This is a genomic window from Brevundimonas sp. (assembly GCF_041648055.1).
Lineage (GTDB): Bacteria > Pseudomonadota > Alphaproteobacteria > Caulobacterales > Caulobacteraceae > Brevundimonas.
Window position 1 is genome coordinate 108510 of sequence record NZ_JBAZPS010000003.1, and the last position, 14083, is coordinate 122592.

The 14083-nt window shown below is 63.0% G+C and carries 12 protein-coding genes; 11 read left to right on the top strand and 1 reads right to left on the bottom strand.

Translation table 11 applies throughout. The annotated features are described in order from the left end of the window. The first annotated feature begins 27 nt into the window (after window positions 1-27). Genes uppS through lpxB form a run of 11 tightly spaced genes read left to right on the top strand, consistent with a single transcriptional unit; the run spans window position 28 to window position 11444 of the window. On the top strand, window positions 28-789 hold the full coding sequence (gene uppS, locus WC585_RS08645) for a polyprenyl diphosphate synthase (protein ID WP_373257400.1): 762 nt from the start codon (window positions 28-30) through the stop codon (window positions 787-789). Continuing rightward, window positions 789-1628: a phosphatidate cytidylyltransferase gene (locus tag WC585_RS08650; protein WP_373257402.1), complete on the top strand. Its 840-nt coding sequence runs from the start codon at window positions 789-791 to the stop codon at window positions 1626-1628. Before uppS ends, WC585_RS08650 begins: the two co-directional genes overlap by 1 nt. After that, a complete protein-coding gene (gene dxr / locus WC585_RS08655; protein WP_373257403.1) occupies window positions 1625-2821 on the top strand; it encodes a 1-deoxy-D-xylulose-5-phosphate reductoisomerase in 1197 nt (398 codons plus the stop codon). Before WC585_RS08650 ends, dxr begins: the two co-directional genes overlap by 4 nt. A 25-nt stretch (window positions 2822-2846) precedes the next feature. Further along, window positions 2847-4061, top strand: coding sequence for an RIP metalloprotease (locus tag WC585_RS08660; protein ID WP_373257405.1), 1215 nt, complete (start codon window positions 2847-2849; stop codon window positions 4059-4061). 17 nt (window positions 4062-4078) lie between these two features. Further along, window positions 4079-6511 (top strand): outer membrane protein assembly factor BamA, encoded by a 2433-nt coding sequence (bamA, locus tag WC585_RS08665; protein WP_373257684.1) that lies wholly within the window; start codon window positions 4079-4081, stop codon window positions 6509-6511. A 32-nt stretch (window positions 6512-6543) separates the two neighbouring features. Further along, window positions 6544-7119: an OmpH family outer membrane protein gene (locus tag WC585_RS08670; RefSeq protein WP_373257407.1), complete on the top strand. Its 576-nt coding sequence runs from the start codon at window positions 6544-6546 to the stop codon at window positions 7117-7119. 11 nt (window positions 7120-7130) lie between these two features. Further along, window positions 7131-8138 carry a UDP-3-O-(3-hydroxymyristoyl)glucosamine N-acyltransferase gene (gene lpxD / locus WC585_RS08675; RefSeq protein WP_373257409.1) on the top strand — a complete coding sequence of 336 codons (1008 nt, stop codon included), beginning with the start codon at window positions 7131-7133 and terminating at the stop codon, window positions 8136-8138. A gap of 25 nt (window positions 8139-8163) precedes the next feature. Next, entirely contained in the window at window positions 8164-8637 is a 474-nt protein-coding gene (fabZ, locus tag WC585_RS08680; RefSeq protein WP_373257410.1) for a 3-hydroxyacyl-ACP dehydratase FabZ, read from the top strand. Then, a complete protein-coding gene (gene lpxA, locus WC585_RS08685) occupies window positions 8637-9422 on the top strand; it encodes an acyl-ACP--UDP-N-acetylglucosamine O-acyltransferase (RefSeq protein ID WP_373257412.1) in 786 nt (261 codons plus the stop codon). The genes fabZ and lpxA overlap by 1 nt, the downstream gene beginning before the upstream one ends. A 10-nt stretch (window positions 9423-9432) precedes the next feature. Further along, complete coding sequence (locus WC585_RS08690) at window positions 9433-10278, top strand: LpxI family protein (RefSeq protein WP_373257414.1); 846 nt, start codon at window positions 9433-9435, stop codon at window positions 10276-10278. After that, complete coding sequence (lpxB, locus tag WC585_RS08695; protein WP_373257416.1) at window positions 10275-11444, top strand: lipid-A-disaccharide synthase; 1170 nt, start codon at window positions 10275-10277, stop codon at window positions 11442-11444. Before WC585_RS08690 ends, lpxB begins: the two co-directional genes overlap by 4 nt. Before the next feature lie 51 nt (window positions 11445-11495). Here the strand turns inward: lpxB and WC585_RS08700 are convergent, their stop codons facing one another. Further along, complete coding sequence (locus WC585_RS08700; RefSeq protein WP_373257417.1) at window positions 11496-13970, bottom strand: DUF305 domain-containing protein; 2475 nt, start codon at window positions 13968-13970, stop codon at window positions 11496-11498. Window positions 13971-14083 lie beyond the last annotated feature (113 nt).

The window sequence follows — 14083 nt, forward strand, 5'->3', positions numbered from 1 at the left end:
ACGCCCACGTCCGACCTGTCTGTGCCCATGGACAGTCCCGCCTATTCCGTCCCGTCCGGCAAACCCGGCCCCCACCACGTCGCCCTGATCATGGACGGCAACGGGCGCTGGGCCGAAGCGCGTGGGCTGCCGCGCGCCATGGGGCACCGTGAGGGCGTGCAGGCTTTGAAGCGCACGGTCCAGGCCGCGCCCGAGCTCGGCATCCGCTGCCTGACGGTGTTCGGCTTCTCGACCGAGAACTGGCGGCGTCCGGCGGAAGAAGTCATCGATCTGATGGGTCTGGTCCGCTCCTATGTGGCCAGCGACCTCAAGCGGCTGGAGAAGGAAGGCGTCCGCGTGCGCGTCCTGGGTCGCCGCACGGGCCTGCCCGCCGACATCGCCGCCATCGTCGAGCGAGCCGAGGCCACGACGGCGCACAACGACAGATTCCTGCTGCAAGTGGCCTTCAACTACGGCGGCCGCGCCGACATCGTCGATGCGGCCCAGCGCTATGTCGAGCGCGTGCTGGCTGGCGAGGCGACTGGTCCCCTGGACGAGGAAGCACTGGCCCTTGGTTTGTCCGGTGCAGGCGCGCCCCCGGTGGATGTGATTGTGCGCACGTCAGGTGAGCAGAGGCTTTCGAACTTTCTGTTGTGGGAAGCGGCCTATGCCGAACTGGTCTATCAGAATGTGCTGTGGCCCGATTATGGGCCAGCCGCTCTGGCCGATGTGGTGCAGCAGTATCTGAACCGGGACCGTCGGTTCGGAGGCGTAGCATCGTCGACCGCTCCGGCGCTCGCGACCGGCTGATGGCGGTTCGCGCCGGTGACATCGGGCTGAGAGCCGCCTCTGCGATCGTGCTGGCCCCGGCCGCCGTTCTGGCGATCTGGCTCGGTGGGCTGTGGTTCCTGGGGTTGATGCTGCTGGCTTGCGGCTTGTTGGCCGTCGAATGGTCGACCATGAGTGCCTCACGCGCCTGGCGGGTCATGGCCGGAGCGGTCGGTTTCGGTCTGATGGCGGGTGTCATTTCCGCCTATGCCAACCAGCTGTCGCTGGCGCTCGTGCTGCTTGTGTTCGGCGCAATGGCGGCGGGCGTCTATGCCCGCAGCCGGGGGCAGGAGGCGCTGGATGCCGCCTATGGTGTGCTTTATCTCGGCTGGCCTGCGGTTCTGCTGATCTGGTTGCGAGACGGCGATACAGCCATCGGCCTGGCCTGGACAGTTTTTGCCTTCGTGATCGCTTGGTCGTCGGACATCATGGCCTATCTGGCCGGCAGTCTGATTGGCGGGCCCAAGCTGTGGCCGCGGTTTTCGCCCAACAAGACCTGGTCCGGCTTCATCGGGGGGCTGGCAGCCGGAACCATGGCCGGCGCAATCATGGCAGGCGGATTTCCGGTGTGGTTCTCGTTCTGGCCCGACATGGGACTAGGCGCGGTCTGGGGAGCACTGCTGGGCTTCACCGCCGCCGTCGCCACCATGGCCGGTGACCTGTGGGAATCGGCGCTGAAGCGCCGTTATGGCGTCAAGGACGCCGGCAATCTGATCCCTGGGCACGGAGGTCTGCTGGACCGGGTGGATGGTCTGATGTTCGCAGTCGTCGTGGTCGCGTGTGGACGTCTGATCGCCATTCATTGGTGTGGCGGCGCATGATTCGTCGAAGGGTCACAGTCCTGGGTTCCACCGGCTCGGTCGGCTGTTCGACGCTTGAGTTGATGGATCAGGCCGAGCGGTCAGGGACGGGCGCGTTCGAGGTCGAGGCTCTGACCGGCGGGGCCAATATCGCCCGTCTGACCGAACAGGCCCGGCGCTGGAAGCCGCGTATTGCCGTGACGGCCGACCCTACGCGGCTTAACGATTTGCGTGACGCATTGGCGGGCACCGGCATCGAGGTCGCAGCAGGCGACGACTCCGTAGTCGAGGCTGCGACCCGACCTGCGGACTGGATCATGGCCTCCATCGTCGGCGCGGCGGGACTGCGGTCGGCTTGGGCGGCGGCCACGACCGGCGCGACCCTGGCCCTGGCCAACAAGGAAAGCCTTGTCTGCTGCGGCCCGGCTCTGATCCAGCGGGTGAGGGCGGCTGGCGGTCGGTTAATCCCGGTCGATTCCGAACATTCTGCAATCTTTCAAGTGTTTCCCAATCAGGCACCGGAACAGGTCGCGCGACTGATCCTGACCGCGTCGGGTGGGCCGTTCCGCACCATGCCGCGTTCTGCCCTGACCGCCATCACGCCCGAACAGGCCGTCGCGCATCCCAACTGGAGCATGGGGGCCAAGATTTCGGTCGACAGCGCGACCATGGCCAACAAGGGCCTGGAAATGATCGAGGCGGCCTATCTGTTCGACATGCCCGCCGAGCGGATCGACGTGGTCGTCCATCCTGAATCGATCATCCACAGCCTGGTCGAATACGTCGATGGTTCGACCTTGGCCCAGATGGGGCCACCAGACATGAAGACGCCGATCGCCTGCGCCCTGGCCTGGCCTGACCGCCTGGCCTGGAAGGCGCCAAAGCTGGACCTCGCCGCTCTTGGCCGGCTGACGTTCGAGGCCCCGGACGAAGACAGGTTTCCGGCCCTGGCTCTGGCACGTCAGGCGCTGACGGCCGGGGGCATAGCACCCATCGTCTTCAACGCCGCCAATGAGGTCGCGGCCCTGGCGTTTCTGGATCGGCGACTGGCCTTTCTCAATATTGCCGCAGTCGTCGCCGACACCGTGGAACAGATGACGGGATCGGTTACGCTCCCTGATCATGGGGATGCCTGCGATTCTGCCCTGGCCATCGACAAGATGGCCAGGCAGGCGGCCGAAGCGGTCGTTCTCAGGCTGAACAAGGCGGCGTGAGCCGTCACGGGGAGATGACGACCGAATGATCGCCTTCATCGGCCAGATACTGATCTCGATCGCGGCCTTTTTGGTTGTGCTAACGACGATTGTCACGATCCATGAGCTGGGCCATTTCTGGGTCGCCCGGGCATGCGGCGTGAAAATCGACCGGTTTTCGATCGGCTTCGGCAAGGCGATCTTCAGCCGCACGGACAAACACGGCACCGAATGGCGCTTCGCCTGGCTGCCACTGGGGGGTTACGTCAAGTTTTCCGGGGATCTGGACGCCGCCAGCGTGCCCGATGCAGCTGGGTTGGCTGAACTGCGTCAGCGCCTGGTGACCGACCAAGGGGCCGGAGCCGAGCGCGACTATTTCCACTTCAAGCCAGTCTGGCAGCGCGCCCTGATCACGGCTGCGGGGCCTGCGGCCAACTTCGTTCTGGCCATGGTGCTGCTGACCTTGTTGTTCAGCGTCGTAGGCGAGCAGATCGCCGCGCCTCGCGTCATGGCCGTTGCACCCAACAGCCCGGCCGCGAGTGCCGGATTCCAGCCTCGTGACCTGATTCTGACGGTCAACGGCCGTGCGGTTCAGGAGGGAGCCGAGGTCACCCAGGCGGTGGTGCTCAGCGCCAATGATCCTGTAACTTTCACTGTTGAGCGGGCTGGCCAGCTTGTGACCCTGGTCGCAACGCCCTTACGTCAAATGGAAGATAATGCCGTGGCTGGCCGCATCCGTGTGGCCCGAATTGGCTTGGCTCTTGGGGCGCTGCCGCAGGACGTCACTTCTCGCCGCCTCAATCCGATCCAGGCTGCTGAAAAGGGTGCCGACATTTTTGGCTCCACACTGAATGGCACCGTCACATATCTGGGCCGCATCTTTGCCGGCAAAGAATCAGGCGACCTGCTGAACGGTCCGGTTGGGATCGCCAAAGCCGCCGGTGGCATCACCCAGCAGGCGGCGTCGGTCTCGACTGATCTCGGTACCCAGGTTCAGGCGGTCGTCCTGACGCTGATTTATTTCGGCGCCATAGTTTCGATCGGAATGGGCTTTCTAAACCTCCTGCCGATTCCCGTCCTCGACGGGGGCCATCTGTTGTTCTACGGCTATGAAGCTGTGGCACGCAGGCCAGTCCCCGCGCGCGTTCAGGAGGTCGGCTACCGGGTCGGTCTTGCTTTGCTGGCGGGATTGATGTTGTTCGCCACCTGGAACGACCTGCAGAAGCTGAGCCTGTTCAAATTCCTCGGCGGGCTCGCATGAGCCGACGCCAGCCCCCGATGGTTTCCCGTATGATCCGACACGATGCGTCCACCCTCCGTTTCGCCCGCGGCCTCAGCCCCAGCCTGATGGCTATCGCCTTGGCGGCGGGGCTTGCCAGTCCCGCCTTTGCCCAGACCGCGCCAGCGACCGGCCCGATCACCGTCGAGAACGCCACTGCGGTTCAGGCTGCGCCACAGCCGCAAGAGGAGCGGCTGGTCATCAACCGCATCCTGGTGCGCGGGGCCCAGCGCATCGACCAGACAACCATCCTGTCCTACCTGCCGATCCAGCCGGGCGACACGGTCGATGCGGCGGTTCTGGACGTTGCAGTGCGTACCCTGACCCGCACGCAACTGTTTGCCGATGTCCAACTGGGCGTTCAGAACGGTGACCTGATTGTCGAGATCGTTGAGAACCCGATCATCAACCAGGTGACCTTCGAAGGTAATAGCGCGATTGCCACTACCAAGTTGACGGAAGAGGTCACTATTCGACCCCGCGGTATCTATACCCGGGCCCGCGTACAGGAAGACGTTGGAAAGATCGTCGAACTTTATCGTTTGTCGGGCCGTATCTCGGCAACCGTGACGCCCAAGCTGGTCCAGCTGGATCAGAACCGTGTAGATGTGGTTTTCGAGATCAATGAAGGTCCTGAAACAGGCGTTCGGTCTATAACCTTCTTGGGCAACAGCGCCTTTTCCGACAATGACCTTCGTGAGGTCATGGTGACCGAGCAGTCGGCCTGGTACAAGCTGTTCACGTCCAACGACAACTATGATCCAAATCGTTTGGACTACGACCGCGAACAATTGCGCAAGTTCTACACCAATCGTGGCTATTATGACTTCCGAGTTTTGTCGGCGATCAGCGAGCTCGCGCCTGACGACAGCGCGTTTGGCATAACCATCACTGTCAACGAAGGCGATCGGTACAATTTCGGCGAGATCGACATCGTCACTGAAAACGACCGCCTTAATCCTGATTTTCTGAAGCTGCTTTTGCCCATCGCTTCCGGTCAGTTGTATGAGAGCGACAAGATCGAGACGGCGGTGGACGCCCTGACATTTGCGGCGGGGTCGGCGGGCTACGCCTTCGTGGAAATCGAACCCACTTTCCGGGCCAATCCGGAAACCGATACCGTCGATGTCACCTTCAATGTGAAGGAGGGGCAGCGAGTTTACATCGACCGCATCAACATCGTTGGTAACACGCGCACCCTGGACAACGTCATCCGGCGCGAACTGACATTGAGCGAGGGTGACGCTTTCAATCGAACCCTGCTGGAGCGGTCTCGTAATAATCTGCGGGCTCTGGGCTTCTTCAAGGACGTCACGGTCGAGGAGGCGCGTGGTTCGGCACCTGACCGTTCGGTTGTCAACGTTACGGTCGAGGAACAGCCCACCGGCGAGCTCTCGGTTGGTGCCGGTTTCAGCTCGGTCGATAGTTTCGTGGTCAACCTGGGCATCACGGAGCGCAACTTTCGAGGTCGGGGTCAGAACGTCGTGGCCCGCGTCGAATGGGGGGCGTTGCGCCAACAAGTCGACTTCCGCTTTACGGAACCGAAATTCCTGGGGCGCGACTTGCGCGCCGGCTTTGATGCATTCCACTCACGGTACGACCTCAGTGAGTTCTCGTCTTACGACTACCGTTCGACAGGTGGTGGCCTGAGGCTATCCTATCCTCTCAACGGCTACACTTTGTTGAGTGGTCGTTATTTCCTGAAAAGCGACGAAGTTATTGTTCCTAATGGGTTTTGTGGAGTGAATGGCGCAGGTTCCAACGCGCTTTGCGACCAAATCGGGTCGTTCCTCAACTCATCGGCGGGCTACACGCTACTGGTCGACCGCAGGAATGACCCGATACGGCCGACCCGGGGCTGGACGGGAACCCTGCGCCAGGATCTTGCTGGTATTGGTGGGGACGTAAACTATCTCAAGACCGAAGCTGACGTGTCGGCCTATTGGGGCATCACGCCTTCCTGGATCGTGTCGACCACCGCTTCGGCAGGATATATTAGTGGATGGGGTGGCGATCCAATTCGGATCAATGATCGCTTCTTCAAGGGTGGCAACAGCTTCCGCGGATTTGAAACGGCCGGTCTTGGTCCGCGAGACCTGACAACTCAGGATGCTCTGGGTGGCAATTTTTATGCGATCGGTACAGTCCAGTTGACGGTGCCAAACTTCCTTCCGGAACAATACGGTATACGCACCGAACTGTTCGTGGATGTCGGAACGCTGGGCGCGCTCGATGACCGGTACACGGTAACTGATCAAGGGGTGACTGATCCGAATATCGTTGATGAGCTGAGATTGCGTGCATCTGCAGGTGTCAGCATCCACTGGAGATCGCCCATGGGGCCAATTCGTTTCGATCTTAGCCAGATCATTGGTTCCGAAGAATACGATCGCACCGAAACCTTCCGTTTCTCGACTTCCACACAGTTCTAGAATACGGCTCCCGCCGTTATTAAAGGTAGACCATGAAACTGATCGCTATTGGGGCATTTGCCCTTGCTTCGCTGGCCGCAGGTTCGGCCGCCGCCCAAACTGCCAATATCACGCATGGTGCCCCGATTGCCGGCATCTGCGTCTATGACAACGAAGAAGTTCTGGCGCGTTCCACCGCTGGCCAGTCCGTCCAGACAGGGATGCAACGTTTGCTGACCGAAGTGCAGGGCGAACTGGCCCCTTATGCTTCGGCGATTCAGACCGAGGTACAGTCGCTTCAGCAGGGCGGTGAAGCCGCAGATGCAGACGGTTCACGTCGTCGCGCCCTTCAAACGCGCGCCGAAGAGGCGCAACAACTGGAGCAGACCCGTCGCAATGAACTCCAGTATACGCAGGGCATGCAACTGCAAGCCATCGGAACTGCTGTCGAGCCAATCGTAATCGCGCTCTATCAGGAACGTGGCTGCAGTGTTCTGCTGAATCGTACTGCCGTCTATAGCGCTAATCCGGCAATGGATATTACGCCAACGGCCATCGAGCGCCTTAATGCAGCCCTTCCGTCGCTCTCCTTTAATCGCATGACGCCGCCGGCCCAACCGCAGCAATAGGCCGCTCTGCAATGCCTGATCCGCGCTTCTTTCAGAAAGCTGTCGATTGCCTCGGTGTCGACGAACTGGCGAAGCGGATCGGCGGTGAGGTTTTTCGCGGCGGAGATCGAAAGGTCTCCGCCGTAGCGCCTTTGGCCGGTGCCTCCTCGACTGATGTCGCCTTCCTGAGTGACAAGCGTTTCCTGCCTGCTCTCGCCGACAGCCAGGCCGCGTGCGTGATCCTGCCAGACTTTGCCATCGAGAAAGCTTCGGCCGACGCAGGGGTGATCGTTTCTCGCGAGCCTCAGGCGGCCTGGGCGCGGGCCGCTTCGTTGTTCCACCGGCCCTTGGTCCTGGATCTACAGTCGGATCTTGCCGATGTGGCAGAGGATGACACGGTGATGTTAGAGCCGGGAGTCGTCCTCGGCGCGGGTGTTCGTATTGGTCGGGGTACTCGCATCGGGGCGAATACAGTCATCGGCCCGGGTGTCCAGATTGGCCGGGATTGTCAGATCGGCTCCAATGTCAGCATCGGTTTCGCCTTGATTGGCGACCGGGTTCGTCTCTACGCCGGCGCGCGTATAGGCGAGGCCGGTTTCGGCGCTGCGGGTTCCAGTTCCGGGCCTATCGACATCCCCCAGCTGGGTCGGGTGATCATTCAGGATGGCGTCACCATCGGTGCCAACACCTGCATCGATCGGGGAGCCTACGACGACACCGTCATTGGCGAGAACTCCAAGATCGATAATCTCGTGATGATCGGCCATAATTGTGTGATCGGCCGCAATGTCCTGATGGCCGCCCACACCGGAATCTCCGGCTCCGTCACCGTCGGTGACAATGTCATGTTCGGCGGCCAGGCGGGGGTCGGCGACCACATCACCATTGGGACCGGTGCCCGTGTCGCGGGCGGAGCCGGCGTTCTGGCTGACATACCGCCGGGCGAAACCTGGTCCGGATATCCGGCTAAACCCCTGCGACAATCCTTGCGCGAAGCGATCTGGCTCGCCAAACAGGTCTCGGGAAAGGCGCGTTCGTAGGCGCCCACGCTCAGAGAGCCCAGGAATGACCGACACGACCACCAGCATCAACATAGACTATGCCGAGGTGATGCGCCGCCTGCCGCACCGTTACCCCTTTCTGTTGGTCGACAAGGCCGAGAACTTCGTTCCCGCGACGTCGATTACGGGCATCAAGAACGTCACCCACAACGAGCCCTTTTTCCCCGGCCATTTCCCCATCGATCCCGTCATGCCCGGCGTTCTGATCGTTGAGGCGATGGCTCAGACCGGCGCGCTCCTGATGTCCAAGACGATGGATGTGGCCGTGGCGGACAAGGTCATCATGTTTATGTCGATCGACGGCGTTCGCTTCCGCAAACCCGCGCGCCCCGGTGACCAGTTGCGCATGGAGGTCAAGGTGACCCGTGCCCGCGGCGATGCCTACAAATTCCGGGGTGAAACCTTCATCGACGGCAAGCTGGCCGCCGAGGCTGAATTCATGGCCATGGTTGTCACTGTCGATCAGCCCGCCAGCTGATGGGCATTCATCCGACAGCCCAGGTCGATGCCAGTGCGCGACTGGCCGATGGTGTCGAGATCGGGGCATGGACGATCATCGGGCCGAACGTCGTCCTGGCCGAAGGTGTCCATATCGCCAGCCATGTGGTGATCCAGCAAGATACGACGGTAGGGGCTGGCACAACCATCCACCCGTTCTGTGTCATGGGCGGCGACCCACAGCATGGTGGCTACAAGGGCGAGCCCGTGGCACTGGAGATCGGCCAGAACAATACGATCCGCGAGCATTCAACCTTCAATCGGGGTACGCCGGGGGACCGGAAACTGACGACGATCGGGTCCAACGGCCTGTTCATGACAGGTGCCCACGTCGGCCATGATTGCGTCGTCGGTGACAATGTCACTTTTGCCAACAACGCCACCCTGGGCGGGCACGCGCGGGTCGGCGACCGGGTCTTCCTGGGTGGCCTGGCGGCGGTGCATCAATTCGGGCGGATAGGGCAGGGCGCGATTGTGGGCGGCCTGTCGGCTGTTACGCGCGACGTCATCCCCTACGGCTCGGCCTGGGGCAATCACGTGCGGCTGCACGGGCTGAATCTGGTCGGGCTGAAGCGCAAGGGCTATGGCAAGGATGCAGTGCGCCGCCTTCTGGCCGCCTATCGCGACATCTTCGAGGGCGAGGGGCTGTTTTCTGACAGGCTTGACGCAGCCGCCGCGACATACGCCGACCTGCCGGAAATTCAGGAGATTATCGCCTTCATCCGTGAAGACACCCGGCGCCCCGTCGCCTTGCCGGAACGGTGAGGACGCGATTGTGAGGGGCAAGCTGGGCCTGATCGCGGGGGGAGGGGCTCTTCCAGTATCTGTGGCTGCGCGCTGCGAGGCCGAGGGCCGACCGGTGTTCGTGGTGCGTCTGGCAGGGTTCGCCGATCCGCACCTGGCGCGATACCCAGGCATCGAGGCGGGCATGGCCGAGATCGGTCGGACGCTCTCGGCGTTGAAGAAGGCGGGGTGCGACGCGGTCTGTTTTGCCGGCACAGTCAACCGTCCGGACTTCAAGGCGTTGAAGCCTGACTTTAAGGGCGCAACTCTGCTGCCCGGAATTGTGGCGGCCGCGACGAAGGGCGACGACGCCTTGCTGCGCAAGATTCTGTCGATCTTCGAGGAGGAAGGCTATGCGATCGAAGGGGCCGACGACATCCTGGGCGGCGAGACGCTGACCGCAGGCGCACTGGGGGCTGTCCACCCGACGCCGGAGCAGCTGTCGGATCTGCGAAAGGCCCTGCATGTTGCGGAGAAGGCAGGCGAACTGGATATCGGGCAGGGGGCCGTCGTCTGCGACGGCCTGGTCTTGGCCGTCGAGGCTCAGGAGGGCACCGATTCCATGCTGGCCCGTGTCGCAGGCCTGCCCTCCGATCTGCGCGGGTCTGAACCTTCTCGCAAGGGCGCCCTGGGCAAGGCCCCCAAACCCATCCAGGACCTGCGGGTGGACATGCCGGTCATCGGCACGCGAACCCTGGAGATGGCTGCTGCAGCCGGCCTGGCAGGTGTGGGAGGCATTGGAGGAAAGCTGATCCTGATCGATCGCTCCGCCATCGTCGCTACGGCGGATCGCCTCGGCCTCTTCGTCTGGGGCGAACCGGGCAACGACCGCCTGTGACCCAGCCACTCAAGATCATGCTCGTCGCCGCTGAGGCGTCCGGCGATGCACTCGGTGCGGGCCTTGCCACGGCCCTGAAGGCCAGGCGACCGGATGCGCGCTTCGTAGGGGTCGGCGGGCCCCGTATGGCCGAGCAGGGGATCGACAGTCCCTTCGACATAGCCTCCCTGTCGATCCTCGGCTGGATCGAGGGGCTCAAGGCCTACGGTCTGGTCAAACAGCGGGTGGCCGAAACCGCGGCTCTTGCCGTGGCGGAGCGGCCCGATGCTGTGGTCCTGATCGACAGCTGGGGTTTCACCATTCGCGTCGCCAAGGCGTTGCGCGCGCAACTGCCTGGCGTGCCTCTGATCAAATATGTCGGCCCCCAGGTCTGGGCCTCGCGTCCAGGCAGAGCCAAGACGCTGGCCAGCACCGTCGATCATCTGCTGGCGCTCTATGCTTTCGACGCACCCTGGTTCGAGCGCGAAGGCTTGCCGACCACGGTTGTCGGGTCTCAGGCCCTGCACGTGGATATGTCGACGGCAGACCCGGTCAAGTTCCGTCGGTCGCGAAGCATAGCGCCGGATGCAAACCTGCTGCTGGTCCTGCCCGGTAGCCGCCCGTCTGAAATCCGTCTGATGACGCCCGTCTATGAAGCAGCTGTTGCGAGGTTGAAGGCCTCCAATCCCTCGCTGGAAGTCGCTGTTGTCGCTGCGGGCACAGTCGCGCAGGACGTCACGGCCCGCGTAGCCTCGTGGCCGTTCCGCGCTCACATGGTATCGGAGGCCGAGAAATACGACGCCATGCGCGCCGCGACCGTGGCCCTGGCGACCAGTGGTACAGTCTCGACTGAATTGGCCCTGGCGGGTGCGCCGATGGTCATCAGCTACAGGTTTCAGCCGCTCAGCTACGCGCTGATGAAGCCGTTCTTCACCGGAAAATATGCGACCCTGTTCAATCACGCCGCCGATGCCGAGATTGCGCGCGAGCTGATTCAGAATGATGCGACGCCAGACAAGGTCGCGGCCGAGGTGACACGGCTTCTGGCCGATCCTGCGGCGCGGTCCGATCAGGTGCGCCGACAGACCGCCGCGCTCGACCTGATGGGGCGTGAGGCCGCTGACCCGTCTGCGCTGGCGGCCGAGGCGGTGTTGAAGGTCATCTCCACGAAAAACGCCGGGGCCTGAACCCCGGCGTTCTTGTTACTGCGTCGTCGTGTTTGCGTCAGGGATGCGCCGTCAGCCGATGCGACCCGCAATGCCTTCCAGTGTTTCCTTCAGGCCCGCCATCCGCTTGGCGGTCTGGTCGGTGCCCGTGACGCGAATATCGCGCGCCATGGCCGTCAGCGAACGCGCAACTGCAGCGTCCCGGCTGCCGCCGTCCACAAGCGGTGTTGCCTGATCGAGCGCTGCGGTCATCTGGGCCATCGTCTCTGCCGGCATGGCATTGTCGCGGGCCAGTTGGTCCAGATAGGCCTTGGCTACGACGGGGTGGGCCGGCCACTTCACCGGGAACTGCTGCTGTGGGTTCACCGTGCCGCCTTCGTCGGCCATCTGGGCCGCCGCGATCTCGTTGGCGGTCAGATGCTCGCTGGGCGTCAGGGTCAGGACGTCCAGCCCGCGCGCGATCTCGGTGCCGTAGATGCGGCCGTTGTACCAGTAGACGGACCAGTAGCCGCCCTGGCTCTGACGCTCGGCGTTGATCGGGCCGCGGTCGAAATAGGCGATCTCGCGCACGTTCGACGAGTCGGTGAAGTCGCTGATCGACAGTCCGCCCTGGTACCAGGCCTGGACGAAGATATCGCGACCGGGGACCGGGATCAGCGAGCCGTTGTGGGCGACGCAATTTTCCTGATCGGTTTGGGCGGCGGGCAGCTTGTAATAGCTGCGGAACACCAGCTTGTTGTCGACGATGTCATAAATGGCATTGGCACCCCAGGTCTTGGGGTCCTGGACCCGGCAACGCGGACGACCGCCGCCTCCCCATTCGTCGGTGAAGACGACCTTGGTGCCGTCGTTGTTGAAGGTGGCCGAGTGCCAGTAGGCGAAGCCGTTGTCGACGACCGCATCCAGCCGCTTGGGTGCACGCGGGTCTGAGATGTCGAACAGGATGCCGTTGCCCGAACAGGCACCGCCCGCAATGTTGCGCGACGGGAACAGGGTGATGTCGTGGCACTGGTCAGTACGGTTCGTGGTCTGGGTGCCGTCGCCGTGGTCTCCGCCGCGCCACAGGCCTCCGATCTCGCCCGTCGTGGTATCCGCGAACACGCGAGGGCTGTCGATGATGCGGGCCTGGGACGGATCGGCCAGCGGGATTTCGATCACGTCGATGCTGAACAGGGCCGAGCGAGCATCGCCGGGCTGCCCAACGGTGCAGCCGGCCAGTTCTTCTTCGGAACGCACATTGGCCGTTCCGGAGTTGTAGACGATCAGACGATTTTCATCGGCGGCCACGACCGAATGCGTGTGCGACCCGCGGCAGGTCTGGACCTGGCCGACCTGGACCGGACGGGTGCGGTCGGAGATGTCGAAGATACGGACGCCGCGGAAACGATCAGGCGTGGGCTCGGAGCCCACCCCTTCGCGACCGCAGTCCACCCGGCCGCTGTTGGACTCGACCGACATCAGCATCAGATTGCCGACGATTGAGACGTCGCCCTGGCCGCCGGGGCAAACGATCGAGCTGATCAGCTCCGGCTCGGCGGCCTCGGTGATCCGGTACAGGTTGATGCCGTGATAGTTTCCGGCGGCCAGCAGGTCGCCCTGAAAGGCCATGTCGGTGTTGGCAAAGCTGAGGAAGGGCGCGCGACGGCTGACCTGGTCTGCGGTGCCGCGACGGGCGTCGCCATCGGCGTTGGCGGCGGGGAGTTGGGGCGGATTGCCCTCGGGGTTCGATGGGTCGAAGAAACCAGTCGGCTTGGGCAGGGTGGCGACCAGCTCCATGTTGCTGGCCGCCTGACCGGCATCGCGGAAACCAGCACTGAGGGTGGTTCGGGGGTCGGGCGAAGCCTGGCGCAACAGAGCTGTCATGCGGTTGATTTCGGCTTGCTGCTCGTTCGTCACATCGTTGGCGAAGCGCGACAGGATCGGATCATAGGCCGAGCCGGGCCGCGCCAGAAGGTCGGCGACCATCTTAACCGCGCCTTCGTGGTGAGCGATCATCCGCTGCAGAAACAGGGCGTCGAAGGCTTCACCGTTCGCAGCGGCCATGGCGGCCATCTGCTCCGTTGTGGCCATGCCAGGCATGCCGGCGTGCGCCATGCTTCCGTGCGCCGAGTGATCCATTCCCGCATGTGCGGAGTGATCCATCCCGGTCATCGAGTGGCCTTGGGCCGGATCGGGTGCGGTCTCGCCGCGTTCGCGCAGCCAGCCCTGCATGAACTCGATCTCGTCGGCTTGAGAGGCGTCGATGCGGCCCGCGATGTCCTTGACTGCTTGGGTATTCGTCCGGCTGTCCACCAGGGCCGCCATTTCCACAGCCTGAGCGTGGTGCAGGATCATGTCCTGCATGAACTTCACATCATCCGCCGAATAACGGTTGTCGGCGATGCGCGAGGCCTCGCGCCCTTCCAATGCTCGTGATGCCTGGCCGGGAGCACCCGGTTGAACGATCGGGGCCTGCTGCGCCATTGCGCCGGTGGCCAGGATCAAAACGCCGGCGGCGGCGGAGCACCCCAGCAGCCTACGGACAGACAGATTGGCTTTGCGCGACATGATCACTCCCCAAATGATGTTTCATCCGGGGTAGCATGTGAATTACCGTAACTGGAACCCTCGTTTCCAGATGGAGATCACAAACGAAAACGCCGGAGCTTTCACCCCGGCGT

Excerpts from the sequence above, each read along its gene's own strand:
- uppS (WP_373257400.1), top strand. The coding sequence starts at position 28 with ATGGACAGTCCCGCCTATTCCGTCCCGTCCGGCAAACCCGGCCCCCAC.
- WC585_RS08650 (WP_373257402.1), top strand. The coding sequence starts at position 789 with ATGGCGGTTCGCGCCGGTGACATCGGGCTGAGAGCCGCCTCTGCGATC.
- dxr (WP_373257403.1), top strand. The coding sequence starts at position 1,625 with ATGATTCGTCGAAGGGTCACAGTCCTGGGTTCCACCGGCTCGGTCGGC.
- WC585_RS08660 (WP_373257405.1), top strand. The coding sequence starts at position 2,847 with ATGATCGCCTTCATCGGCCAGATACTGATCTCGATCGCGGCCTTTTTG.
- bamA (WP_373257684.1), top strand. The coding sequence starts at position 4,079 with ATGGTTTCCCGTATGATCCGACACGATGCGTCCACCCTCCGTTTCGCC.
- WC585_RS08670 (WP_373257407.1), top strand. The coding sequence starts at position 6,544 with ATGAAACTGATCGCTATTGGGGCATTTGCCCTTGCTTCGCTGGCCGCA.
- lpxD (WP_373257409.1), top strand. The coding sequence starts at position 7,131 with ATGCCTGATCCGCGCTTCTTTCAGAAAGCTGTCGATTGCCTCGGTGTC.
- fabZ (WP_373257410.1), top strand. The coding sequence starts at position 8,164 with ATGACCGACACGACCACCAGCATCAACATAGACTATGCCGAGGTGATG.
- lpxA (WP_373257412.1), top strand. The coding sequence starts at position 8,637 with ATGGGCATTCATCCGACAGCCCAGGTCGATGCCAGTGCGCGACTGGCC.
- WC585_RS08700 (WP_373257417.1), bottom strand. The coding sequence starts at position 13,970 with ATGTCGCGCAAAGCCAATCTGTCTGTCCGTAGGCTGCTGGGGTGCTCC.